Raw genomic sequence first — 25,028 nt, 5'->3', positions numbered from 1 at the left:
ACCATCGGGCCTGTTGCTCGCCAGTTCCATCGGCGGCCAGCAGGCCCTTTCTCATTTACAGCAGCCACACGACAAACTGCATCACAGAGTAGAAGATAGTTGCAGGATTTAGAGTGAGTGGCTCGGTTTGTTGCATCGCTTCTGCTGAGGGAGAAAAAGAGAATGGCGCAGTCGGATCGTCTGTCAGGTGTCTTGCTTCACGTAACCTCGCTCCCTTCCTACGGTGGTGTAGGCGATTTCGGTCCCGCTGCTTACGCCTTCGTCGACTTCCTCGAAGCAGGGAAGCAGCGCCTCTGGCAGGTCCTGCCGCTCAGCCCCACCGGCTACGGCAGCTCGCCCTACTCCGCGCTCTCCGCCTTTGCGGGCAACCCGATCCTCGTCAGCCTCGAAAAGCTGGCCGAAGCCGGATGGATCTCCTGGGACCGCATCCAAGGTCTTCCCGGCCACGAGGGCCCCGCCGACTTCGGAGCGGCCATGGACATCAAGCTCCCTCTCATCGAGGAGGCCGCAGGGAACTTCCTCGACCGCGCCACCGATGACGAGAAGGCGAAGTTTCATAAGTTCTGCCAGGACAACAGCTACTGGCTCACCGACTGGGCCCAGTTTGCAGTCCTCCGTCGCCGCTTCGGCTACGCAAGCTGGCACGAGTGGCCCAAGGAGTTCGCCCTCCGCGAGCACGACACCATGACCTCCGTCCTCACCGACCACGGCCGCGAACTCGCCGTCGAGCAGGTCGTCCAGTTCTTCTTCGCCGAGCAATGGAAGGCCCTCCGCGACTACTGCTGCGACCGCGACATACGCATCATGGGCGACGTCGCCATCTTCGTCAGCTACGATAGCGCCGATGTCTGGACCCACCCCGAGATCTTCGAGCTCGACGAGAACGGCGCTCCCATCCGCGTCTCCGGCGTGCCTCCGGACTACTTCTCCGCCAACGGCCAGCGCTGGGGCAACCCCCTCTACAAATGGGGCGAGCTCAAACAGCGTGGCTTCGACTGGTGGGTCTCCCGCATCCGCCGCTCGCTCGCCCTCTACGACACCATCCGCCTCGACCACTTCCGCGGCTTCGAGGCCTACTGGTCCATCGCCGCCGACGAAGAGACCGCCATCAACGGCCAGTGGGTCAAGGCCCCCGGCCACGAGCTCTTCCAGCGCCTCAAGGAGGTCTTCGGCGACCTCCCGTTCGTAGCCGAAGATCTAGGCGTTATCACCCCCGAGGTCGACGAGCTCCGCGAGCACTTCGGCATGCCGGGCATGCGCATCCTCCAGTTTGGCTTCGGCGACCGCGGCGGCCATCTCTACCTGCCCCACCGCTACGTTCCCAACACCGTTGCCTACACCGGAACCCACGACAATAACACCACCCAGGGCTGGTGGCGCGACGACCTCAACGACACCGACAAGCAGAAGGTCCAGACCTACCTACAGACCATCCATCACGACGGCGAGATCAACTGGGCGATGATCAAAGCCGCCGCCCGTTCGGTCGCGAACCTGTGCATCTTCCCACTCCAGGACATCCTCCACATTGGCAGCGAGGGCCGCATGAACACGCCCTCCGCGCCAGCAGGGAACTGGACCTGGCGCTACCACCCCAACGCCCTGCATCCTGACTTCTCAACTCAGCTAGCCGCTCTGATGGAGATGACCGACCGCGACAACTACCAGGAGCCCATTGAGGGCGACGAAGCCGGCAAGCCCACCGAAGAGGCTTCAAGACGCGCCGAACTAGGCTCCGTCGCTTAGGTCGTGATCGCTCAATCCTTGTCATCCTTCGACGAAGTCGGAGGATCTGCTCTTGCCGTTGTTTGTCCTTGCCGTCATTCTGAGCGCAGCGAAGATCCCCGCATTTCGCCTCTGCTGCCATCCTCCATTTAGACTAATCACAGAGTAGTTCCACACAATCAGGCGTTGCACAAAAAGAAGGAGTACGAAGATGCCGCTTTCCGGCGAAGCAATCCGCACCATGAACTACGTTGACGATATCTCGGTCACCCTGCGCCGCATCCTTACCGTGCTCCCCTCGCTCACCGACGAAGAGCGCCAGCGCGTCTCCGACCACATCAAGACCGCCGAGCCCAGCTACGAGTCCGTCGTTACGGCAGTCGCAGCCAAGAAGTAGCCACCAACGTGACAGAAGAGATTCGCAAGGTAGCGGTGATCGGTGCAGGACAGGCCGGTCGCCGTTTTGCCTTAAGGTGCGCCCAGGCCGGATTCGACGTGATCCTCGAAGACGTCATGCCCGCCAACCTCCGCCATGCCGAAGCCGAATTCTCCGACCTCTCCGGCAACCTCGCGACAGGCTCCATGACCTTCGCCCTTACCGTCGAAGACGCCGTTCGCGACGCCGACATCGCCATCGACTTTGTCCCGGACGAACTCGAATCCAAGCTAGAGATCTTCAGTCTCATCGATCGCATGGCTCCGCCCAAAACGATCCTCTGCACCCCGAGCGAAGCCCTCAGCATCACCGACCTCGCGTCCTGCACCTACCGCCCCGACGGCTGCCTCGCTCTCCGCGGTGACCTCGCTGCCGGTGACCGCATCCGCCTCCTCCATCCCGAATCCACCTCCGCCAAAGTCCTCTCAGCTGCGAGCGTCTTCTTCGCCACCCTAAATCTCCCCGCCACGCTCGTCCCCGACCCCGACGCCCCCATGCTGATGAAGAACATCAAGCCCGCCTGAAACCCTGGTGTTTTGAGACCAGCCCTCCACAAATCCGTCATCCTGAGCGGAGTCCGGCGCGCTCTTGCGTCGGACGCAGTCGAAGGACCCCCAAACTGCCAACGTCACCCATACCGCTCGAACCTTTCTGCCGATTGAGCACACCAGCGGTATCGGCCAAAAGGTTCCCGCGGCTTTGGCAGGATGAGCGATATCGGGGTCCTTCGACTCCGCAGTTCGCGATAAAACCGCGAACCGCTCCGCTCAGGATGACGGATTGAGTGGAGCTATGGCCTCATCCGCTCATAAGGCCCAATCATCTTCCATCCCCAATCCGCCGCAAGATCCTTGAACTCAGGATTAGCCGTGCGGATCAGAGCGAGTTTCTTCTCCCGCCGCCACCCTTTTAGTTGCTTCTCACGAGCAATCGCCGCCAGCATCAATTCGAACGGTTCCACATACAACAGTCGGTTGCAGCCATAGGTCTTGGAAAAACCTTCGAACGTTCCGTTCTTGTGTTGCAAAATGCGCACATAAAGATCGCTCGTGACCCCAACGTAAAGCGTTCCCGTCGAACTGCCGAGGATATAGACATACCCGCCATTCATGCGGCGAATCCTACCAGCTTTTCTCCACCCACCCACAAATCCGTCATCCTGAGCGGAGTCCGGCGCGCTCTTGCGCTGGACGCAGTCGAAGGACCCCGATACCGCCCACATCACCCATACCTCCCGAACCTTTCCGCCCCGAATCCGTCTCACAAACACCACGGAACTCCCGACCTACGCCCTGCGTACTACTCTCTGTAACCCAGCCCCAGAAGGAAGCCGCACACATGCAGGGACTACTCGAGATCTTCGTCCAGGTATTCCAGGCCATCTGGGCCAACAAGCTACGCTCCTTCCTCACCATGTTCGGCATCGCCTGGGGAGTCGCCTCTCTGCTCCTCCTCGTCGGACTCGGCGAAGGCTTCCGGTCCGGCCAGAAGCGCGGTCTCTCTGAGCTCGGCACCGACGTCATCATGATGTGGGGCGGCACCATCCCCGCCCTTCCCGAGCAGCACCAGGGCATGATCCCCTACAAGCTCACCCTCGCCGACGCCGATGCCATCCGCGCCGGCGCCCCCCACGTCCGCAACGCCACCGCCCTCATCAACCGCGGCGACCTCAAGGAAGTCTCCGAGTTCTCGAGCGCCGGCGGCCCCGTCATGGGCGTCGAACTGAACTTTCCCGAGATCCGCAACCTTCCTATCGCACAGGGCCGTTATCTCGACGCCGACGACATCGCCCAGAAGCGCCAGGTCGTCGTCCTTGGCCAGAAAAACAATCTCCTCCTCTTTCCCGGCCGCCCCTCCGTCGGCGCGTACATCACCATCAACGGCTACCGCTTCCTGGTCATTGGCGTTGCCAAAAAGATTGGCCGTGGCAACGACGACGGCGACAACCAGAAGATCTACATCCCGCTCTCCACCATGATGGATCTCTTTCCCATCACCGGCGAGAACGTCCCCAAGGACGCCGTCTCTTCCATCCAATACCAGCCCATCACGCCTGAGCTCAACGAGACCGGCAAGGCCGAAGCCCATCGCATCATCGGCGACCGCCACGGCTTCAACCCCAACCTCCCCGACGCCTTCGAAGAGTGGGACTCCATCAAGTCCAGCCGCATGGTCGGAATCATCTTCACCTCCATGGACATCTTCCTTGGCGGCGTAGGTGTCGTCACCCTCATGCTAGGGGCCGTCGGCATCGTCAACATCATGCTCGTCACCGTCAGCGAACGCACCAAGGAGATCGGCCTGCGCAAGGCCCTCGGCGCGACCCAGCGCAGCATCATGCTCCAGTTCTTCTTCGAAGGCCTAGCCCTCACCGGCGTCAGCGGCCTCATCGGCATCGGGGCCGCCGCCACGCTCATGATCCTGCTCGGCAGCGCCATCGGCAACAACGATACCGGCTTCGACCCGCCACGGCTCGTCCCGTGGTCCGCCGCCGTCGCCTTTGGCAGCCTCACCCTCTGCGGCGTTGTCGCCGGCATCTATCCCGCCCGCCGCGCCGCCATGCTCGAACCCGTCGAAGCCTTAAGAAAGGAATAGGCGACAACATGATCAAAGACATCTTCGGCCAGGCCATGGAGGCCATGCGCTTCAACATGCGCCGCACCACCATCACCATCGTCGGCATGGCCTGGGGCATCGCGACCGTCATCCTTCTGCTCGCCTTCGGCTCCGGCTTCGGTCGCGCCATCGAGGCCATCTTCGCCCAGTGGGGCACCAACATGATGGGCGTCTTCCCCGGCACCACCAGCGAGCAGGCAGGTGGCTCTCGCGCCGGCGTCAAGGTTCGCCTCACGCGTGACGACGTCGAGCGTATCGCGCAGACGGTCCCCGGCATTATCCACACCTCCGCCGTCGTATCGAAGACCGTCCCCGTAGCCAACGATCTCCACACCTACTCCTGGGAGGTCGAAGGCATCGAGCCCGAGCTGCAGTCCATCCAGAAAATGGACATCGCCCAGGGCCGGGGCATCACCGCTGCCGACCTCGCCGAGCGCCGCCACGTCGTCATCATCGGCTCCGAGGCCAAGAGCAAGCTCTTCTCCGGAGCCTACGCCATCGGCCAGCCCCTGCGCCTCAACGGCATCACCTTCGAGGTCATCGGCGTCCTACAGGCCAAGATGCAGGAGGGCGACGACGACATAAACCGCATGGTGAAAGTCCCCTTCACCACCATGTCCGACATCAAGGACACCAAGTATCTCGATGGCATCTGGATGAGCTACAGCGGCAACTACCTCGAGACCGAGCACGCCCTCCGCAACTCGCTTGCCGCCTACCACGCCTTCCGCCCGTCGGACCGCAACGCCGTCTACGTCGCCAACATTATGGAGGGCCTGACCCAGTTCCGGATGGTCACCATCGGACTGCAAGCTCTTCTGCTTTTCATTGGCGCACTCACCCTCGGCATCGCAGGTATCGGCCTGATGAACATCATGCTGGTCTCGGTCCAGCAGCGCACCCGCGAGATCGGTGTGGAAAAGGCCCTAGGCGCGCGCAAACGCCACATCCTCTTGCAGTTCCTCGCCGAAGCCCTGGTCATCTCCAGCATCGGCGGCTTCGCCGGAGTCGCACTCGCCTACATCGTCAGCAAAGTCGTAGGCAGCGTCACCCTCTACAGCGCCATTGCCACCAACGGCGAAGCCGCGGACATCCATCTTCTCATCGCCCCCGCCACTGTCCTCATGGCCTCGGGCATTCTCATCGTAGTCGGCACCATCAGCGGCATGATCCCCGCCATCCAGGCCGCCAATCTCAACCCCATCGAAGCCCTCCGCTACGAGTAGCAGCCACTTACCCTTACTCCAGCCCGCGCAACTACTTTGTCACTCCCGAATAGAATCTGCGTTTACCCTCGCCTGGCAAAGAAACGTCATCCTGAGCGAAGCTACTCGCTCCATCGCGGGTGGCGCAGTCGAAGTACCCCGACGACCTCCCCTAATCCCAACTGCTCGTACCTTTCAGCCTCTTACTCCAGCGTCATCCTCGGCAGACTCTTCCCGCAGCGAATCTACTGACGCGACAAGTCCCGCCGGCAAAGCCGCCTCAAGATCGATCGGCTCTCCAGTAATCGGGTGCTGGAACCTCAAAAACTGCGCGTGCAGCAAATATCCTCCATCGCCCGGCAACCCAGGGAAATCTTCAAGAGGCTGGCCAGTCACCCCGTATAGAGGATCGCCCACCAGGGGATGGCCGATGGATGCCAGGTGGATTCTGATCTGATGCGGCCGCCCCGAATACAGGCCGACCTCAAACGTTGTCGTGCTTGTAGCCCGTGAGATCACCTTCGCCAATGACTTCGACGGCTTGCCACCTGGCCTACTGTCGGGACTGGCGGCCCACACCGAACCGATGTTCGGGTGCGGTACAAGGCCGATTGGGGTGAGAATCTCGTATACATCGTGCTCTGCAACGCCTTGAGCCAGCGCCCGGTAGATCTTTTGAACTCTGGCGGTGTTCCAGTCGGCACCTAGTCTCGAGGCCGCCTGCGATGTCTTGGCGAAGAGGACAATGCCGGTAGTCGCTCGTCCCAACCGGTGCACAGGGTTTGCATAGGGGTTTTGCCTTTGCACCAGGTGCAGGAGAGTGTTTTCCATGAAGCCCCCGCCGGGGAGGGTAGGCAGCCCGCCGGGTTTGTTGACGGCCAACAGATGGGGGTCGTCAAACAGTACTTCGAAGTGCTGAGGAGACGCTGGTTCGATCCACGGCGGACGGTTCCAGACAACGGTTTGACCTGATTCGACCGATTCGCTTCCGTTGGCAACGACGCCGTTGACGGTCACCTCGCGATTGTCCAGATTCTGTTGCCAGGCTTGTAGGCTTGAGTGGGGGTAGAGGCTTGCGAGGTGGGAGAGCAAGGTTCGTCCATCATATTTTCCGCTGATGATGGTGGTGTAGGCATAGCCCCGGTTGAGCATCTGCTTTAAGTGTAGGCTACGGAACCTGCGGTAGAAGTCACCGCTTTTTCGAGCGACACTGGAGTAGGCAAGAGGTTCACAACTCACATCGTGTTATGAAAGGCCCGGAGTATGCGAAAAGGCTTTACCAGGCGACCGAAAGTGGAAGAGCCGACGGCGAACCACGGCAAGAACTACATCACTCCAGGTGGGATCGAACGCCTGAAAGCGGAGCGTCATTTTCTGCTGACCAGTGACCGTCCGGCGGTGGTCGAGGTCGTGGCGTGGGCAGCGGGCAACGGCGATCGCAGTGAAAACGCGGACTATCAGTACAGCAAGCGACGGTTGCGGCAGATCGATGGGCGGGTTCGTTTCCTCACCCAGCGAATCGAGGCCGCAGAGGTGATCGATCCGGAAGCTCCGAGAACGGGGCAACGAGCGGAAAGGGCGTTCTTGGGAGCCACCGTGCGCTATGCGAATGCCGCGGGGTCGGAGCAAACGGTGTGCATCGTCGGCACAGATGAAGTCAATCTTGACCGCAATCACATCAGCTGGAACTCCCCTCTGGGGCGTGCCTTAACCAAAGCGGCGGAGGACGATGAGGTTGTACTTCATGCGCCGGGCGGCACGGAAACCCTGACCGTGCTGGAAGTCCGCTACGAGCGCATCTCTGTAGAACCGTTTCGTGTACCACCTGGCTCAAACGCCTCCATGAGGCGCCAGAGACCGTAACTCCCGCCTAAGCGCCAATCTCGAAAGCAGGGCTGGCGAACTCCGTCAAACACTCCGAAAAAATCTTGCTAACTAATCCATTAGTTGCTCCGTCCAACCTGCAGCGACCATGCCGCCGAAGCGATCCATCACGCTCACCGAAGCCGAACTCAGGCTCATGAAGATTCTCTGGCGTCGCGGAGAGTCCGCCGTCGGCGATCTCGTCGCCGCCATGCCTGCCGGCGCGACCCTCGCGTACAACTCTGTCCTCACCACCATCCGCATCCTCGAGCAAAAAGGCTACGTCACCCACCGCCAGGAGGGCCGCGCCTTCCTCTACAGCCACTCCGTCGCCGAGCACGAAGCCAGCCAGACCGAAGTCCGCCACATCATGCAGCGATTCTTCGGCAACTCCCGTGAGCGCCTTCTCCTGTCGCTCCTCGGTGACGACGAGATCACCCCCGAAGAACTTCAGCGCCTGAAACAGGCCATCGCCGAAGCCCCCGAAGACGCAACTTCCGCAGAATCAGCCCAAAGGGAGGAGGCGTAACCATGCACCTTCCCTTTGAGTTCTTACAGCACGCCGCCGTCCCCGCAGCCCAGGCCCTCGTCGCTGGTCTCTGGCAGGGAATCGCCCTCGCCGTCATCACCGGCCTCGTCCTTCGCCTCCTCCCCGGAACCACCGCTTCCGCCCGCTTCGCCGTCTGGACAGCCGTCTTCTGCGCCTCCACCGCGATGCCTCTGGCCCACCTCTTCGCCGCCAACTCAGCCCCAGCCGCGGCGACCTCCAACCACTTCGTCTTCGATCCCCGCTGGAGCTACTTACTCGCCGCAATCTGGCTCGGTGCATCGCTTCTTCGCCTTATAAAGCTCGCGTTCGAAGCCGTTAGCCTGCGTAAACTCTGGAGCGAAGCCAAACCCCTCGCCGCCGAACTCCTCGAAGCATCTGGCTTCGACCAGCCCCAACCTATTGATACGTCATCTCGACCGGAGCGCAGCGAAGTGGAGAGACCCCCGCATTTCGCCTCTTTTACCCGCAAAGTTCAGGTCTGCACCACCCCGGACGTCGACCGCCCCAGCGTCATCGGCTTTTTCGCCCCCAAGATCCTCATCCCAGACTGGCTCTGCGCGCAACTGTCGCCTACCGAGCTCCGCCACATCGTCCTCCACGAGATGGAGCACCTCCGCCGTCGCGACGACTGGCTGAACCTCCTCCAGAAGATCGGCCTTGTCCTCTTCCCGCTCAATCCGGCGATGTTCTGGATCGACCGCCGCCTCTCGACCGAGCGTGAGATCGCCTGCGACGACGGTGTCCTCGCCCGCACTAAAACCCCCCGCGCCTACGCCGCCAGCCTCACCTCCATCGCCGAGCGCCGCCTCAACCTCAGCGCCCGCCGTCGCATGGTCGCCCTCGCTCTCGGAGCGTTCGGCACCGGCAAATTGTTCGCCCGCCGTTCCGAGTTCGCCCACCGCATCGAAAGCATCTTGAACTCGGTCGGGGGCCAGCGCACCACAGGCCGTCCGGCGATCGCTGCTGTCCTGATCGCCGCGATCGTCGGCGGCTCAGCGGCCATAGCTCATACTCCCGAACTCATCTCTTTCCGCGCGGTAGAGGGTCCGAACGAAGTCGCAAGCTCTGCCCACGTTCACTCCGAACCCACTCTTGCAGCACACCTGAATTTATCTGCGCCACACTTCGAGAACGCCAGCTTTCATCTTCACGCCAGCCAGCGAAACCGCACCGTAACTCCGCAGGAACGCCCTGCAGTCGCCGTTCAAACCGTGCAGCCGAATGCTGTCTCGGCGATTTCTGTGAAGGAAACCTCAGACGCTTCTTCGCAGGCATCTCCGAAGAAGCGCAACTCTCAAGCGCGTCAGGCAAAACCGCAGTGGCTCCTCGTAACCTCGTGGGAAAAGACCTCTGCCCGCAATGCTCGTGAGATCAACGCGAACGTCCCGGAAGATGACGCTCAGGACGGTGATGTTGTAGTTCCCGTCTCGCGAGTCGTCGTTCGAACGCCAGATGGCCGATTTTTTGCAACTCCGTACGCCGCTGTGCCCACCCAGGCCGGCTGGCTCATCGTCCAACTTTAGTCGTCAACCATTGCCTCTCTGGAGAGAAACGTATGTCCGTAACAACTAATTCATTAGTTACCAAAGTAAAGCTGGGAGCCCGCAAGTACGCCACTCCCGTCATTCTCGGCGCGGCCATCGTCGGCGGCGCAACCCTCTTCCTCAACCACAACGGCGTCCACGCGGCCAGCTTCTCTGCGTCTCCGCTTGATGACAACAGCGTCTCCTCGTTGACCGCGCTCGACAATGCCGTGGAAGCCGTCGCCGCCCGCGTCACCCCCGCTGTCGTCAACATCGCCGTTACTTCTAAGTCCGGCGGCGACGCCGACTCCGACGATGACAATGATGGCGACGACCAGCCCCAACAGCATCGCCACCAGCAGCGCGGCCAGCAGGCCCTTCCCCCCGGCTTCGAGCAGTTCTTTGGCCCCGGCAGTCCCTTCGGCCAGATGCAGGGTCAGCCCCAGCAGCCGCAGATTGAGCACGGCATCGGCTCCGGCGTCATCATCTCGCCCGACGGTTACATCGTCACCAACAACCACGTGATCGACGGTGCAACCCAGATCAAGGTCACGCTCAACGACCGTCGCGTCCTCACCGGCAAACTCGTCGGCACGGACAAGCTGACCGACATCGCCGTAGTCAAGGTAGACGCTCACGACCTGCCCAGCATTGCCTGGGGCGACTCCGCCAAACTGCGCCCCGGTCAAACCGTTCTTGCTTTCGGCAGTCCCTTCGGGTCTCTCCAGTTTTCAGTGACCCGCGGCATCATCAGCGCGCTCAATCGCCCCAACAACTTCACGGATAACCGCCGAGCTCCCGGTGGTCTCATCCAGACCGACGCCGCGATCAATCCCGGCAATTCGGGCGGCCCGCTCGTCAACGCCCACGGCGAACTTATTGGCATCAACAACGGCATTATGACCAGCTCCGGCTCCTTCGCCGGCGCAGGCTTTGCCATCCCATCGCAGACCGTCCGCAACGTCGCCGACCAGATCATCAAGTCCGGCAGCGTCCATCACGGCTACCTCGGCATCACGATGAACGACGTGACACCGGAGAACGCCAGCTTCTTCAAACTCAAGGACGCTGATGGCGCAATCGTCTCTGGAGTAACGCCCGACTCGCCCGCAGCCAAGGCTGGCCTGAAGAGCGGAGACGTCATCCGTTCGCTCGATGGCCAGCCAATCATCAATGGTGGCGCGCTCCAGGTCATCGTCAGTCAGGACCAGCCGGGAACGAACATCTCTCTCGGCATCCTGCGTGATGGCGCTCCACAGACCCTAAGCGTTAAGGTTGGCGAGTTCCACGCCAAGGCCGAGACTGCCGAAAACGACGGTGACTCCTCCGCCCCCAATGCGAAGCCCGGGAAGCTCGGAGTCTCGGTCGGCGATCTCACCCCGGACCTTCGCCAGCAGCTCCGTCTGCCGGAGGATGTCCATGGCGTCGCCGTCCAGTCCGTCCGTCCGGAGAGCCCGGCAGACGAGGCCGGTCTCGCGCCCGGAGACGTCATCCTGGAGCTCAACCGCCAGCCCGTCTCCTCTGCAGATAAGTTCGTCTCCGCAGTCCGGGCCAACCCCGCCAGCAAGGACATCCTCCTGCTCGTCTGGTCGCGCGGCGGAGCCAGCTACCGCGTCGTTCACCCCAATAACGCAGGTTAATTGATCGGATCGGCCAAAGCCCCCGCCTTCCTCGAAGGCGGGGGCTTTCTCTTTGCGCTGAGAAGGGCCGGTTGCGTATGAGGGCAGCAAAGAATCGTCACAAGAATTTAATCAAGCAGCACGATAGGCGAACGTACCATCCTTCTTTGTAGCTAAAGCCTTGGGAGAAGAAAACTATGGATAGCAACGAGATCTTTCGGTACGAACTTACACACTCGGAAGACGCCGACAAATGGAAGACGACGACAGTTACCTGCCATGGCAGACTTACGAGCCAGAACTCGCACGAGATCGAAGCAGTGGTACGGCCGCTCATTCAGGAGGGCGGCAAGATTCTCATTGACCTGACGGACCTGTTGTATCTGGATAGCTCCGGTCTGGGAACGCTGGTGACGCTGAAGGTCTCGGCAATCAACAAAGGCTACTGCACTCTGGAGCTGATCAACCTGTCACCAAAGGTAAAGCAGATGCTGACGATGACGAACCTGACGGAACTCTTCTCCCGCAAGTAGAGGCGGACGAAAGCGGTGGAGTGCGGTTGGGCACTCCATCGGCAATCTTGAGGGTGAAGCAGGTGCCTCACAGCGGCGAAGTTTTTCCTCTAAAGCTGGCCGTGATGTCTCCTCGCGTTCCAAATAGTGGTGCATCATGGTTAGGTAGAATTTCGAAGAGAAAGAGGAAGATACAAATGGCTGAGACATTGCTCCGTGATATGCCCGCGTTCAAGGCGCTGGAAGCGCACTACTCCAAGATCGAAAAGACGCACCTGCGCGAACTCTTCGCCGCCGACCCCACCCGTGGCGAGACCTTCGCCATCGCCGCCGAGGGCCTCTACTTCGACTACTCGAAGAACCGTATCACCGCCGAGACCCTTAAGCTTCTCATCCAGCTTGCCGAGGAGTCCGGCCTGGCGGCCAAGCGCGACGCCATGTTCTCCGGCGAGAAGATCAACATCACGGAAGACCGGGCAGTGCTTCACGTTGCGCTCCGCTCCACGCCGGATCAGGTCATCAATGTCGATGGCGTGAACCAGGTCCCGCTGGTGCACGAAGTTCTCGACGCGATGACTGCGTTTTCGAACAAGATCCGCTCCGGCGAGTGGAAGGGACACACCGGCAAGCCCATCAAGAACATCGTCAACATCGGCATCGGCGGCTCGGACCTCGGCCCGGTGATGGCTTACGAGGCTCTGCGCCACTACACCCAGCGCGATCTCACCTTCCGCTTCGTCTCGAACGTCGACAGCACCGATTTCGTCGAAGCGACCCATGACCTCTCCGCCGACGAGACGCTCTTCATCGTCGCTTCGAAGACCTTCACCACGCTCGAGACCATGACCAACGCGAACTCTGCCCGCGCCTGGGCGCTCGCGCAGTTGAAGGACGAGGCAGCCGTTGCCAAGCACTTCGTCGCGCTCTCGACCAACGCCGCTGCGGTTTCGAAGTTCGGTATCGACACCGCGAATATGTTCGGCTTCTGGGACTGGGTCGGCGGCCGTTACTCGATGGACTCCGCCATTGGCCTGTCGACGATGCTGGCGATTGGCCCGGACAACTTCAAGCAGCTTCTAGCCGGCTTCCACTCGATGGACGTCCACTTCCAGACGACGCCGCTCGAGAAGAACCTGCCCGTCATTCTGGGCCTGCTCACCGTCTGGTACAACGACTTCTTCAACGCCCAGACCGTCGCTGTCCTGCCCTACGAGCAGTACCTCAAGCGCTTCCCGGCCTACCTGCAGCAGCTCACCATGGAGTCGAACGGTAAGCACGTCACTCTCTCCGGCCATCACGTCGACTACGAGACCGGCCCCATCTTCTGGGGCGAGCCCGGCACCAACGGCCAGCACTCCTTCTACCAACTCATCCACCAGGGAACCAAGCTGATCCCGTGCGACTTCATCGGTTTCTTCGAAACGCTGAACCCGCTCGGCGATCACCACAAGTTCCTCATGTCCAATGTCTTCGCGCAGGCCGAGGCTCTTGCCTTCGGCAAGACGCCCGATGAGCTCAAGGCCGAGAAAGTCCCCGAAGCATTGATCCCGCACAAGACCTTTGAAGGCAATCGTCCTTCGAACGTGATCCTTGCCGACAAGCTCACGCCGGAAGTCCTCGGCAAGCTGGTTGCGCTCTATGAGCACAGCGTCTTCGTGCAGGGCTGTATCTGGCAGATCGATTCGTTCGACCAGTGGGGTGTAGAGCTTGGCAAGGTGCTGGCCAACCGCATCATCCCTGAGCTCTCAAGCGATTCGGAGCTGAAGCACGATAGCTCAACCAATAAACTCATCGAGCTTTATCGCGAGAAAAATAAGTAACTGCGTTAGTTACATAAGGCAGCCCGGTCATCCGCGTTGGATGGCCGGGCTTTCCTTTGACGAAAAGAGTAATGACGGGTGCCCCATATCCGGCGGCCTCATCACCCGATGTGGGCAGAAGCACTACTGCCGCTCTCTTTTAGCCGTCGTCTGAGCGTTGTCATCTTTTGCCGCAATCGGGATCTGCTTCGTCCACCCAAGAAAGCGAGACCTCAATTCCCTTGGTATCTGCGAATCACATCCGCCTGCGACAGCACGCCTTCAAGCGCCCCCCGCATGGCCCGGTTGGAGATGGGAATCAGCGGCCAGCGCCGAAAGAAGGGGAGCGCAGTCGCCAGCGCCTGGTCCGGATACATCGTCGGCGTGCGCTCTTTACCAAGCCTCTCCTCAAGCGCCTGCTTCGTGTCCGTCTCCTCGTTCATCGCCGAGAAGATCGTCTCCAACTCCTGCCGCGTAGCCGCATACCAAGCCCCATCTTTGCATTGAATAAGAGCAGCCGTTGCTCCCGGCGTCTTCTCAAACGCGTCGAGCACCGACTTCCGCGCATCGCCCAGCGTCTCCGACCCCTTGAATACAGGAACGTTGATTGGACCAAGCGCATCCTCGAAGTGAAGGTCATGCCGTTCTTCGCGTTCCTCTTCCATCGACGGCAGATAGAGTCCATCCTGGTGCGTGAACAGCTCGAAGATCGGCACCGGCTGCAACGCGCGCGAGATCAGGTACGCAATCGTATTCGCGAGAATCACCGGCAGAATGACCGAATAGTTCCCGCTCACCTCCAACACCATGAACACCGAAGTCAGCGGCACACGAAGGAATGCGGCGAAGAGGACTCCCATGCCCACCAGCGCATACGATCCCGTCGATCCCTGGAGGTAAGGGAAGTAATGTTTCTCGAATGATCCGACGGCTGCGCCGAGCATCGCGCCGATGAAGAGCGTTGGGGCGAACATGCCGCCGGGAGTTCCGCTCGAGAATGAGAGCGTCGTCGCAATGATCTTGAAGATCGCCAGCAGGATGAGGATCTTGAAGGCGAACTGCGCATGCATCGCCTGGTCGATGGCCTCGTATCCCGCGCCCATTACCTGAGGCAGGCCGAAGTAGCCGATGCCGCCGACGAGCAAGCCTGCAACGGCGGGCTGGAAGATCGTCCAGGAAGTCTGGGCGCGCAGCCTGGGCCGCAGGTAACCGAGCGCCTTGGCGAAGACCAGCGAAGCCACGCCGCCGACCAATCCCAACACTGCGTAGGCCAGGAGTTCCCGTGAATCGAGCTCCGTCACGACGGGGATGCGGAACATGGGTTCCGATCCCCAGAACGAGCGCGCCACCACGACGCTGGCCACTGCGGATAAGACGATCGAGCCGAGAACGCCAGCGCTCCACTGCCCGATCACCTCTTCGATGACGAACAGGATCGCCGAGATAGGCGCATTGAACGCGGCCGCTAGGCCTGCTGCTGCTCCCACCGGAGCGAAGATGCGAAGCTTCTCCCGCGACAGACCCATCTTGCGGCTGACCAGCGACGCCACGCCCGCCCCGATCTGTAGCGAGGGGTCTTCGGGCCCGAGCGAGTGCCCACTGCCGATCGCCAGCGAAGACAGCAGGAACTTGCCGATTACCGTCCGGATGGAGATGTAGCCGTTCGAGATGTAGAGGGCGGCTTTGGTCTGGTTGACGCCGCTGCCGCGAACCTGGGGAAAGACATACTTGGTTAGCAGCGCAATCGCAAGACCTGCCGCCGCAGGAACGAAGACCAGCCGGAGCCGGTGCGTGCCCGGCTCGCTGCCCAGCAGCAACACCTGGAGCCAATCGATGGCCATGCGAAAGCTGACCACCAGCAGGCCGGAGATGATGCCGATGAAGATGGAGAGCAGCAGGAAGATGCGCTCTTCGCGGGCAGGCGAGATCTCTGCCGCCAGCTCGGCGGTGGTCTTGGTGGACCTGGGATCGATCTGTGGTGCTACTTCCATTGCGCTCCTGTTGTCTCTAGCGGTGGACGCCGCGGCGGGCGAGAATGAGCAGCATCGCATCGTCGCCCAGCGGGGGGCCGCAGATCTGTGCCGTGAGGATCTCCGTGTCGTCGATCAGGCTGTTCAGTTCGTCTTCGTTGGTTGCGTCGCGCAGCAGAGCGTCGCGTGTGCTTGTTCGAGTTGTCGCGGTCCAGCGGGCGACCAACGCCTGCATGGCGGCGGGAATCTGTTCGGTGGAGACATCCTGCTTGATGCAGGCATCGAGCCTTTGCTTTGCGAGAGTGCGGTTGTGAAGTTCCCGTCCGACGCGGTCAGCGCGGCTGGCGGCGAGGGACGGGCTGAGTGCAAGCAGGCGTTCGGAGTTCTTCAGCAGCGTCGCGGTATCGCCCTCGGGGTCGGCAGCCGATCCCGGATTGCCGGCGCTCTCGCGAAGTCCGTGCTCCAGCCAGTCGCGGGCGTGGGCATAGTCGCCCTGCCGATAAGCGACTCGACCAGCCTTCTCATAGGCGAGAGGATCGCGCGGGTCGTCTGTCATCGCCTTCTGATATAGCTTCAGGGCATTGCTGGAATCGCTCACCCGCAGAAAGGCATCGCCCAGGGTCAGGTCGAGACCAGCGTCCGCCATCGACCGTGCGTTGCTGGCCACGATGGTGAGCTCGGACTGCGCCTCTTGCATATCTTTCTGATCGATAAGGTAATCGGCAAGCTCGAGCCGGACCGCGCGGCGATGCACGTCGCCCTCGCCCTTCCAGTCGCCAAAGATCGAGGCCCGGTAGAAGTCGACGGCCTCCTGCTTCTGCCTGCGCTGGCGTGCGAGCCGCGCGAGTTGCAGGTTGATGAAACCGTCACCAGGCTCAGCCTCACGCAGATTGAGGAAGTAGTTGTTTGCCTCTTCGATGTGTCCATCTTCTCCAAGCGCCTGTGCGAGGAGCAGCTGGTTCTCCCTATCATTCGGAGCGTAGGAGAGGGCCTCGCGCAGGGAAGCGATGGCATCGTGCGGGCGGTGCTGCGCCAGCGCGGCCTTGCCCGCGTTGCCTGCCTCCTCGGCGAGATCATCGCGGTGCGAGGAGAACGAACGGAAGAGAAACAGTGTCACCGCGAAGAGAATGCCGGTGAACGCGGTAAGGATGAGGAAGGCGGCCCCGTCGCGCATCATCAACTGCCGCCTGCCGGATTTGAGAGCTATATCTGTCGTCATCGACCTGCCATCTATAAGTGTAGAGCCTCAAATGCCTGGCGCGGTTGTTCTCGCGGCCGGGGAAACTCATGGGCTACTCTCTGTGTTCGGTCGAGGTGAAGCTAAATTGTTGCGGCGGAGGGCTGCTTCTTCTCGCCCAGCCGTGGAACCAGCCACTGAAAGATGGCAAGCGCCGCGACGTAGGCGAGGCCGGCCATGATGAAGATGGGCAGTGGATGGAGAGAGAAGAACTTGCTGACCAGGAAGGTGAAGATCGCTCCTCCGGCCGAGCCAGCGGCCCCGCCGATACCGATGACGCTGCTGACGGAGGTCGATGGAAACATGTCCGAGACAGTCGAATAGAGGTTGCACGACCAGCCCTGGTGCGCTGCAGCTGCGAGCGAGAAGACCGCAATCGCGGGCCATGCGTTTGTCGGGAACATATGCCCAAGCTGCGGAATCGCCAGCACTGGAAGTACGCAGATCGCGCAAAGCAACAGGGCAAACTTGCGACCGTGGTTTACCGAGTGGCCATTCTTAATGCGCGCACCGGAGAGCCATCCGCCGCCGATTGAGCCTACGCTCGAACACGCATAGACGACGATGATTGGAACCTTCGCTTGCGCGAGATCGAGGCCGTAGTTCTCATTAAGGAACTTCGGCAGGTAGAAGAGATAGAACCACCAGACCGGGTCAGTGCAGGCCTTGGCGATGGAGAAGGCGTAAAGTCCGCGCTGACCGAAGAGCTTGCTGTACGGTGTCTTGATCTGCGGCGAGAGATCCAGATCTGGCTGGGTCTCGGTCGCGCCGCGACGGAGACGGTTATAGGGAAAGATCAGCCAGATGACCAGCCAGATCAGACCCATTGAGCCGGTCGTCAGGAATGCCGCGTGCCATCCCCACTTGGCGGTGACAAAGGCGACCAGCGGCGGAGCGATGAAGAATGAGGCGTTTGCGCCGGAGTTGAAGATGCCGGTGGCAAAGGCGCGTTCTTCGGAAGGGAACCACTCGGTGGTGGCCTTGATGGCGGCGGGGAAGTTGCCGGATTCGCCGATACCGAGCAGAAACCGCGCGATGCAGAATCCCGCGACGGAGAAGACGAAGGCGTGACCCATCGACGCGCAGGCCCAGACGCCGATGGCGATGGCGTAGCCAAGCTTGGTGCCGAGCTTGTCGATCAGGCCTCCGGCGAAGAGCAGGCCGATGCCGTACGCGATCTGGAAGCAGATGATGATGTGGCCGTAGTTGTCGTTGAATACGGTCTGGTGGGAGGCGTCTCGTGTGAAGTCCCAACCCATGAAAGGGAGATTGTGCAGCAACGGCACAACCAGCGGTAGCACCGACCGGTCCATGTAGTTGATGGTCGTAGCGAGGAAGAGTAAGCCGCAGACGGTCCATCGCAGGTTTGTGCTGCCGCCGATGAGGGAACGCGTCTCGGGTGCGGCGTGCGGCGTGGTCTCGACCGGCATGTCCAATGGCCTCGTGTGCTGCGTAAGGGCGACTTCTTTGTGCAAATAAGCATAGTCTTTGCCCGCACTCGCATGTCAAGGCAAGGTGACTGGAAAGGCCACGGGGCCGACACGCGGTATCATCGCTCTCGTGATCGCAACTGCAGACAAGCATGCGCTGTTCCCCGAAGAGCTTCGATCCGGCCGGTTAAGCGGCCAGGATTCACCGCTTTGCCTGGACCACATCGGGATCGCGGTACGCAGTATCGAAGCGGCACTGGGCTTTTATCAGGTTTTGGGACTACAGATAGGCGCAATCGAGGAGATCGCGCACGAAGGCGTGCGTGTAGCCATGCTTCAGTTAGGTTCGACGCGGCTTGAGTTGCTTGAACCGCTTTCCTCGGAATCCGTCATTGGCCGGTTCCTCGAACGGCGTGGCGAAGGCCTCCATCACACCGCGATCCGGGTAGACGATATAGACGGGAAGTTCGAGCAGTGCAGGAATTCTGGCATAGGGCTGGCGAGCGACTCGATCCGTACCGGAGCCGGTGGCCATCGATACTTCTTTGTCCATCCTTCCAGTGCTGCTGGCGTGCTGGTGGAGATCGTCGCCGATGCACAGGGTTGCGCATAGGATGAAGTTTCTTCTGATCAATACCTGTGGCGTAGAGGGCAGCTTTGCCTTTGCGGACACCACGCAGTCCAAAATCGTAAGCCTGGTGACGATGCCCGGCCGATCAGCCTCTGAGAGGCTGGTGGCGGAGCTGCGACTTGCGCTCACAACGGCGGAGTGGAAGGTGGCCGATGTGGAGGCCATCGCCGTTGTGACCGGTCCCGGATCTTTCACGGGAGTCCGCGTTGGTCTCAGCGTCGCCAAGGGGCTCAGCGAGGCGACCGGCGCTCCCTTGATCGCGATCTCGCGATTGGAGCTGCTAGCTTCTGTAGCGAGCCAGAGCGCAAAGCCACATCCGCATTCCGTGTGTACGTTGCTCGATGCCGGACGCGGCGAGTTTTACTGCGGCCAATACCGCGATGGGGAACCTCTCGCCGAGTCGCTGCTCTCGCCCGACGGCGCGCTTGCTGCCGCTCGTGATGCGGACCTTGTCGTTCTTTGCGAAGATGCGGTTGAGCGGACGTTCGCAGGAACACTGGTTACGACACGGATACCCGAACCTGACGCAGGAGACGCTCTGCCGATTGCGGTTCGGCGTTTCCAAAAGGGCGCGATCGCGGACTCGGCCACCGTCGACGCGAACTATCTCCGTCGCACCGACGCCGAAATCTTCTCCTCACCGCCCCGGCCAGCGGCAGGATGAAGATGCCCTATGAAGTCAGCATCCGCTTGGCAGGTCTTGAGGACATGGACGCGATCGTCCTGCTCGATCGCACCCTCGACACGCTGCCACACTGGCCTGCCGCCGAATATCGTACCGCTATCGCGGGGCCCGGGGCGTCACCGCTCCGGTGTGTCTTTGTCGCCGAATTTGGATGCCGGATCGTCGGTCTTGCGGTTGGAAGAGTGGATCACATCGCCGGGGAGCGCTCCGGAGAGCTCGAATCCGTCGGCGTCGCCTTGGCAGCGCAGCGGCAGGGAGTCGGCCGGGAGCTTTGCAGCAACGTCATCAGCTGGTGCCGGTCGCAGGGCGCGTCGCATCTCGATCTAGAAGTGCGGAGCCAAAGCGCGGGAGCGGTCGCCCTCTACGAGGGACTCGGATTCGTTACCGAGGGAAAGCGCCGCAACTACTACCGCGATCCGGCAGACGATGCCATCCTGATGCGTCTCGACTTGAAACCGGGTCAGGCAGATCCCGCCGCGCAAGCCGGACCACCGGCCTAAGTGGATTTATAATCAGACCCTATGGTCAAGGACGGCTACTTTTACGCGCTGGGTTTTGGGGTCGTCGCTGCGATTCTCTGGCACTTCACCGGCTCCATCGCTCTCACCGCAATCCCGGTCATTCTCGTGCTCTTCTTCCTCTGGTTCTTCCGTGACCCCACCCGTACCATTCCCCAGGGAGCTGACCTGATCGTCTCCCCCGGAGATGGCGTGGTCACAGAGTCCAACTGGGTCGAGACCAAGAGCGGAAGCCGTCTCCGCATCAGCATCTTCCTCAGCGTCTTCGATGTTCACGTCAACCGCTCTCCCATCAGCGGCACGGTCACCGTCTGCGAGTACCGCAAGGGCGAGTTCCTCAACGCGATGAACAAAGACTCCGCGATGTTGAATGAACAGACCTTGATCGTCATCGACAACGGTGTCTACGAGGTGAGCTTCAAGCAGATCGCTGGTCTGCTCGCCCGCCGCATCGTCTGCAACCTGAAGGTGGGCGACAAGGTAGAACGCGGAGAGCGCATGGGACTGATCAAGTTCGGCTCTCGCGTCGACGTCCTCATGCCCGCCGACGTGGATCTTCGCGTCAGCAAAGGTGACCGTGTCGTTGGCGGATCGACCGTGCTCGCAGTCCTGCCCGCAGACGCAGAGGCCTACGGAACCGTGGCCCAGGCAGTAGGAGCTTAATGCCAGACGAACTCGTCTCTCCCGGAACCGAACCGTTGCCAGAGGTGCCGCTGGAGCCGACTCCGGCGTTCTTCGTGGCTACGACTTCGACTCCAGCACCTGCCGCAGATTTAGCGGTGAAGCCCGTGCGTAAACCACGACGCGGCATGTATGTGCTGCCTTCGCTGTTCACCGCGGGCAACATTGCCGCTGGGTATTATGCGATTACGCAGAGCGTGCAGGGCAGCGTTGCCGACCCGAACTACTTCGATCGGGCCGCGCTGGCGATCGGGTTTGCCGTGCTCTTCGATGGGCTGGACGGCCGTATCGCGCGAATGACGAATACGACGAGCGATTTTGGCAAGGAGCTGGACTCGCTGGCCGACGTGATCACCTTTGGGGTCGCACCCAGCCTGCTCGCCTACATATGGGGCTTCAGGATGTTGCCGCTGCTGGCTTATCCCATGCTTCGCGAGCGCATCCTTCACATCGGCGTCTTCGTCTGCTTCCTGTTCCTCATCTGCGGAGCAAGCCGGCTGGCGCGATTCAATGTGACCATTAATCCTCAGCCGCGGAATCCCGGACGGCCGGGCCGCAAGTACTTCGTCGGTATGCCGATCCCGGCAGGTGCCGGAGTGCTCGCGGCGGTGGTTCATTTCTTCCACGGCTCGCCCATCGTCGACGCGCGCATGTCGATTCTCTGGCTCGCATTGATCGCGGGCACGGGATTCCTGATGGTCAGCAGTTGGCGGTTCTGGAGTGGCAAGGAGATCAATCTCGGCGACCGGCATCCGGTGCGCCAGTTGCTCATGCTGGCCATTCTGGTGGCCGTGCTGGTGATGGAGTCGGAGTGGGCCCTGATCATCATCGCGCTGGGTTATCTTGTCTCGGGCGTGCTGGCGCGTCTGGCTTATTCATGGAGCAGGGAACGCCGCCGGTCGGCACAGGGTGGCAGCGCTTAGAGTAGGCTGTTTGTGCCGCGATCTGGTACGTGCAGGAAGCAGGTTGAAGATGAGTATCAAAATCTATCGCATCGCGATTGTAGGAGCCGCGTCTCTTGCCGGTAAGGAGCTGGGCGACGCGCTCAGCGATTCAAGCTTCGCCGCCTCCAGCTTCACCCTGCTCGACGAAGACCGGGCTACCGGGCAGATCGCTTCGGCTGGCGACGAGATCTCCTTCATCCAGCCCATCGACGCAAACTCCTTCGACGCGATGGACTTCGTCTTCTTTTCCGGAGAGGCCGAGGTCGCCTCAAAGTATTGCAAGACCGCTCGCAAGGCCGGAGCAGGTACCATCGATATGACCTTCGCGCTTGAAGAGGAGCCGGGCGTCTTCGTGCGTTCTCCATGGGTAGCGGCCGCGCAGGCGCACGATGCAGCCGCCGAACTCGACCTCGAGACAACGGCGGTAGTTCCCGCGCATCCAGCCGCGACCATCCTCGCTCTCATCACCGCCCGCGCCTCGCAGAAGTTTCAGGTGACGAGCCTTTCAGCGACCGTACTTGAGCCGGCATCGCAGTATGGCCGTGCCGCAATGGACGAGCTCCATCAGCAGACCGTGAGCCTGCTCTCCTTTCAGAAGCTGCCGCGAGACCTCTACGACGCGCAGGTAGCCTTCAACCTGTTGCAGACCATGGGCGAGGAGGCGAAGATTCGCCTTGCCGCAACGCAGTCGCGCATCCAGGCTCACTTCAACACGCTCATGGGGGGCGCTCCACCGCTGGCTCTGCAGCTCATCCATGCTCCCGTCTTCCATGGTTACGTCGTCTCCATCTTTATCGAGCTCGCCGAACCCACAACGACCGAGGCCTTCGAGCTGAGCCTCGTCGGCGAGCACATCGATCTGCTCTCCAGGGAGTCCGAGCCGCCCAGCAACCTTAGCGCGACCGGCCAGGAAGAGATCATGGTGACGGTCGAAGCGGCCGACGCGAGCAAGGCGGAGAACACTCGCTTCAAGCTGCTGGTCGCAGCAGACAATCTCAAGCTCGCCGCGATTCATGCCATCGCCTGCGCCCGCGAACTGGCGCAGATGCGACCGCTCGGCAAAGTACAGTAGAAGCATCCGCACGCGCTTGTGGGAGGAATGATTCGAATGTGTCTGCTGATTCGCAACGGAGAGATTGTAACCAGCAAAGAGCGTTATTTTGCCGACATCTACATAGAAGACGAGACCATCTCGGCGATCGGCAGGCACATTGAAGTGCTCCCCGGAACCAAGATCATCGACGCCACCGGCAAGTACATCTTCCCTGGCTTCATCGATCCCCACGTTCACATCCATCTGCCCTTCATGGGCACCTTCGCGAAGGACGACTACAAGACTGCCAGCACTGCGGCTCTTGTAGGCGGCACCACCACACTCATCGAGATGTGTTGTCCCTCGCGCAACGAAGACGCCATGGAGGGCTACAACACTTGGAAGCGCAAGGCCGCCGGCCTGAGCGCCTGCGACTACGCCTTCCACATGGCTGTGACGCGCTACGACGAGAAGACCGAGGCGCAGCTCCGCGAGATCGTCGCCGATGGCACGACTTCCTTCAAGATATTTTTGAGTTACAAGAACTTCTTCGGCGTCGATGACGGCGAGATGTACCAGACGCTCAAACTGGCTCACGAACTCGGTGTCATCGTCACCGCACACTGCGAGAACGCGGAGCTGGTAAGCCGCCTGCAGCAGGAGTTGATCGCCGCCGGGAAGACCGGCGCGGAGTGGCATGAACCCAGCCGTCCGGAGACCGTTGAAGCCGAAGGGACGATCCGCTTCGCTACTTTCCTTGAGACCACCGGAGCCACCGGCTATGTCGTGCATCTCTCCTGCGGGCCTGCGTTGAGGGCGGCACTTGATGCCAAAGCTCGCGGCGTGAAGATTAGCGTGGAATCGGTGCTGCCGCACTTTCTGCTCGATAAGACCTATGCCGCGCGCGAGGGCGTTGAGGGGCTGAAGTACGTCATGTCGCCGCCGCTGCGCGACCAGCGCAACCAGGCAACGTTGTGGCAGGCGCTCGAAGACGGCGGCATCGATACCGTGGGCACAGACCATTGTCCCTTCGACCTAGAGCAAAAGCTGCTGGGCAAAGATAACTTCACCCTCATCCCAAACGGCATCCCCGGCCTCGAAGACCGCGTGAACCTGATGTACACGTACGGCGTCAGCCGAGGCACTCTGAGCCTGAACCGCTTCGTCGATGCGCTGAGCACGAAGGCCGCAAAGCTCTTCGGCCTTTATCCGCGCAAGGGAGAGATCGCGGTGGGCAGTGACGCGGACCTCGTGATCTACGATCCTGCCTATCGCAGCACGATCTCCGTGAAGACGCAGCACATGAACTGCGACTACAGCGGCTTCGAGGGCGTCGAGATCGATGGCCGTCCGGATGTGGTCACGGTGCGCGGCAAGGTGCAGGTGAAGGACGGCAGCTTTGTTGGTGAGTATGGGCGCGGGGAACTGCTGCGCCGGAAGCCACTGCTTACAGCTTAGTGGACTTGAGATATCAAGGCTGCCAGGAGAAGACTCAGCCTGCATAAATAAGATTGCGGGCCGCATGGACTATGCGGCCCGCAATCTATTGGGGGGAGGGCTCCAACATCGTGGCTACTTCGTAGCGATCTCAAAGGTGGTGTCGGATTGGGCGAGCTGTCCGATCTCGCGGTTGATCTTGGGGTGCGATAGCAGCTCGCTGTGCAAGGCGGTTCCGTCGGTCCAGACCTGGGAGAGGTAAGTCTGTCCGTTGACACGGTGGAAGGTAAGGCGCGCAGGCCCGTTGTTCGCCGTTCCGTCATCGCGGCGGATGACGACAACCAAGGTCTTATTGGTTGCCGCGTTGGTGAACTTGAGGAAGTGCTCAGAGGCCTGCACGGTATACGCGCCGGCAGGAAGAGAGATACGGTTGGCAGAGAAGGCAAAGGGTACATTGACGGTCATGGTGCTGGATGGAGACTCGGCGAACGCCGTCGAGGTTCCGGCGACAAGGCCAGTGGCGAGTGAGAGGCTGAGAGCGAGCTTGGGGAGGATGCGTGTCATGGTGTGGCTCCTTTCGATTTCCGCGATCAACATCTTGGTTGGCCGCTGTC

24 protein-coding genes are annotated in these 25,028 nt (G+C 61.1%); 18 read left to right on the top strand and 6 right to left on the bottom strand.

Going from position 1 to position 25,028, the window contains the following annotated elements; all coding sequences use genetic code 11:
* Positions 1-162 precede the first annotated feature (162 nt).
* The 3 genes from malQ to OHL18_RS15285 all read left to right on the top strand — a co-directional run bounded on the left by malQ (position 163) and on the right by OHL18_RS15285 (position 2,685).
* Entirely contained in the window at positions 163-1,746 is a 1,584-nt protein-coding gene (malQ, locus tag OHL18_RS15295; protein ID WP_263375712.1) for a 4-alpha-glucanotransferase, read from the top strand.
* A 190-nt stretch (positions 1,747-1,936) separates the two neighbouring features.
* Entirely contained in the window at positions 1,937-2,122 is a 186-nt protein-coding gene (locus tag OHL18_RS15290) for a hypothetical protein (RefSeq protein WP_263375711.1), read from the top strand.
* A gap of 8 nt (positions 2,123-2,130) precedes the next feature.
* Positions 2,131-2,685 carry a 3-hydroxyacyl-CoA dehydrogenase NAD-binding domain-containing protein gene (locus OHL18_RS15285; RefSeq protein WP_263375710.1) on the top strand — a complete coding sequence of 185 codons (555 nt, stop codon included), beginning with the start codon at positions 2,131-2,133 and terminating at the stop codon, positions 2,683-2,685.
* Positions 2,686-2,951: 266 nt separating this feature from the next.
* On the opposite strand, the gene OHL18_RS15280 is transcribed toward OHL18_RS15285, so the two are convergent.
* Positions 2,952-3,383, bottom strand: a complete 432-nt coding sequence (locus OHL18_RS15280) for a GIY-YIG nuclease family protein (protein WP_263375709.1) — start codon at positions 3,381-3,383, stop codon at positions 2,952-2,954.
* Between the two features lie 116 nt (positions 3,384-3,499).
* Between OHL18_RS15280 and OHL18_RS15275 the strand changes: the two genes are divergently transcribed.
* The gene (locus tag OHL18_RS15275) at positions 3,500-4,756 is read left to right on the top strand and encodes an ABC transporter permease (RefSeq protein ID WP_263375708.1); all 1,257 of its coding nucleotides are present in this window, start codon (positions 3,500-3,502) and stop codon (positions 4,754-4,756) included.
* An 8-nt stretch (positions 4,757-4,764) separates the two neighbouring features.
* Complete coding sequence (locus tag OHL18_RS15270) at positions 4,765-6,003, top strand: ABC transporter permease (RefSeq protein WP_263375707.1); 1,239 nt, start codon at positions 4,765-4,767, stop codon at positions 6,001-6,003.
* Positions 6,004-6,177: 174 nt separating this feature from the next.
* Here the strand turns inward: OHL18_RS15270 and OHL18_RS15265 are convergent, their stop codons facing one another.
* A complete protein-coding gene (locus OHL18_RS15265) occupies positions 6,178-7,134 on the bottom strand; it encodes an RluA family pseudouridine synthase (RefSeq protein ID WP_263375706.1) in 957 nt (318 codons plus the stop codon).
* 141 nt (positions 7,135-7,275) lie between these two features.
* On the opposite strand from OHL18_RS15265, the gene greB reads away from it, so the two are divergent.
* From greB to pgi, 6 genes are all read left to right on the top strand, one after another.
* On the top strand, positions 7,276-7,845 hold the full coding sequence (gene greB / locus OHL18_RS15260; RefSeq protein WP_263375705.1) for a transcription elongation factor GreB: 570 nt from the start codon (positions 7,276-7,278) through the stop codon (positions 7,843-7,845).
* A 109-nt stretch (positions 7,846-7,954) separates the two neighbouring features.
* Positions 7,955-8,374, top strand: a complete 420-nt coding sequence (locus tag OHL18_RS15255; protein WP_263375704.1) for a BlaI/MecI/CopY family transcriptional regulator — start codon at positions 7,955-7,957, stop codon at positions 8,372-8,374.
* Positions 8,375-8,376: 2 nt separating this feature from the next.
* Entirely contained in the window at positions 8,377-9,918 is a 1,542-nt protein-coding gene (locus tag OHL18_RS15250; RefSeq protein ID WP_263375703.1) for a M56 family metallopeptidase, read from the top strand.
* Positions 9,919-9,950: 32 nt separating this feature from the next.
* Positions 9,951-11,558: a Do family serine endopeptidase gene (locus OHL18_RS15245; protein ID WP_263375702.1), complete on the top strand. Its 1,608-nt coding sequence runs from the start codon at positions 9,951-9,953 to the stop codon at positions 11,556-11,558.
* A 176-nt stretch (positions 11,559-11,734) separates the two neighbouring features.
* Positions 11,735-12,070: an STAS domain-containing protein gene (locus tag OHL18_RS15240; protein WP_263375701.1), complete on the top strand. Its 336-nt coding sequence runs from the start codon at positions 11,735-11,737 to the stop codon at positions 12,068-12,070.
* Positions 12,071-12,246: 176 nt separating this feature from the next.
* On the top strand, positions 12,247-13,869 hold the full coding sequence (pgi, locus tag OHL18_RS15235) for a glucose-6-phosphate isomerase (protein WP_263375700.1): 1,623 nt from the start codon (positions 12,247-12,249) through the stop codon (positions 13,867-13,869).
* A 212-nt stretch (positions 13,870-14,081) separates the two neighbouring features.
* On the opposite strand, the gene OHL18_RS15230 is transcribed toward pgi, so the two are convergent.
* The 3 genes from OHL18_RS15230 to OHL18_RS15220 all read right to left on the bottom strand — a co-directional run bounded on the left by OHL18_RS15230 (position 14,082) and on the right by OHL18_RS15220 (position 18,485).
* Positions 14,082-15,839, bottom strand: coding sequence for a chloride channel protein (locus tag OHL18_RS15230; protein WP_263375699.1), 1,758 nt, complete (start codon positions 15,837-15,839; stop codon positions 14,082-14,084).
* Between the two features lie 16 nt (positions 15,840-15,855).
* A complete protein-coding gene (locus tag OHL18_RS15225) occupies positions 15,856-17,037 on the bottom strand; it encodes a tetratricopeptide repeat protein (RefSeq protein WP_263375698.1) in 1,182 nt (393 codons plus the stop codon).
* Between the two features lie 101 nt (positions 17,038-17,138).
* Positions 17,139-18,485, bottom strand: a complete 1,347-nt coding sequence (locus tag OHL18_RS15220; protein ID WP_263375697.1) for an MFS transporter — start codon at positions 18,483-18,485, stop codon at positions 17,139-17,141.
* Between the two features lie 58 nt (positions 18,486-18,543).
* On the opposite strand from OHL18_RS15220, the gene mce reads away from it, so the two are divergent.
* The 7 genes from mce (at position 18,544) to hydA (ending at position 24,435) form a co-directional block, all read left to right on the top strand.
* Positions 18,544-19,098: a methylmalonyl-CoA epimerase gene (gene mce / locus OHL18_RS15215; protein WP_263375696.1), complete on the top strand. Its 555-nt coding sequence runs from the start codon at positions 18,544-18,546 to the stop codon at positions 19,096-19,098.
* A gap of 1 nt (position 19,099) precedes the next feature.
* The gene (tsaB, locus tag OHL18_RS15210; protein ID WP_263375695.1) at positions 19,100-19,780 is read left to right on the top strand and encodes a tRNA (adenosine(37)-N6)-threonylcarbamoyltransferase complex dimerization subunit type 1 TsaB; all 681 of its coding nucleotides are present in this window, start codon (positions 19,100-19,102) and stop codon (positions 19,778-19,780) included.
* Between the two features lie 2 nt (positions 19,781-19,782).
* Positions 19,783-20,301 (top strand): GNAT family N-acetyltransferase, encoded by a 519-nt coding sequence (locus tag OHL18_RS15205; RefSeq protein ID WP_263375694.1) that lies wholly within the window; start codon positions 19,783-19,785, stop codon positions 20,299-20,301.
* A gap of 21 nt (positions 20,302-20,322) precedes the next feature.
* On the top strand, positions 20,323-20,982 hold the full coding sequence (locus tag OHL18_RS15200) for a phosphatidylserine decarboxylase family protein (RefSeq protein WP_263375693.1): 660 nt from the start codon (positions 20,323-20,325) through the stop codon (positions 20,980-20,982).
* 146 nt (positions 20,983-21,128) lie between these two features.
* Complete coding sequence (gene pssA, locus OHL18_RS15195) at positions 21,129-21,923, top strand: CDP-diacylglycerol--serine O-phosphatidyltransferase (protein WP_263375769.1); 795 nt, start codon at positions 21,129-21,131, stop codon at positions 21,921-21,923.
* A gap of 49 nt (positions 21,924-21,972) precedes the next feature.
* The gene (locus OHL18_RS15190; protein WP_263375692.1) at positions 21,973-23,016 is read left to right on the top strand and encodes an Asd/ArgC dimerization domain-containing protein; all 1,044 of its coding nucleotides are present in this window, start codon (positions 21,973-21,975) and stop codon (positions 23,014-23,016) included.
* Positions 23,017-23,043: 27 nt separating this feature from the next.
* On the top strand, positions 23,044-24,435 hold the full coding sequence (gene hydA, locus OHL18_RS15185) for a dihydropyrimidinase (RefSeq protein ID WP_263375691.1): 1,392 nt from the start codon (positions 23,044-23,046) through the stop codon (positions 24,433-24,435).
* Between the two features lie 114 nt (positions 24,436-24,549).
* Here hydA and OHL18_RS15180 read toward each other — a convergent pair whose 3' ends face one another.
* Entirely contained in the window at positions 24,550-24,978 is a 429-nt protein-coding gene (locus tag OHL18_RS15180) for a hypothetical protein (RefSeq protein WP_263375690.1), read from the bottom strand.
* Positions 24,979-25,028 lie beyond the last annotated feature (50 nt).

Origin of the sequence: Granulicella aggregans, assembly GCF_025685565.1 — a bacterium.
Taxonomy (GTDB): domain Bacteria; phylum Acidobacteriota; class Terriglobia; order Terriglobales; family Acidobacteriaceae; genus Edaphobacter; species Edaphobacter aggregans_B.
Note: the sequence above shows the minus strand (reverse complement) of the source record. Positions and strands in the feature narration are given on the sequence as shown.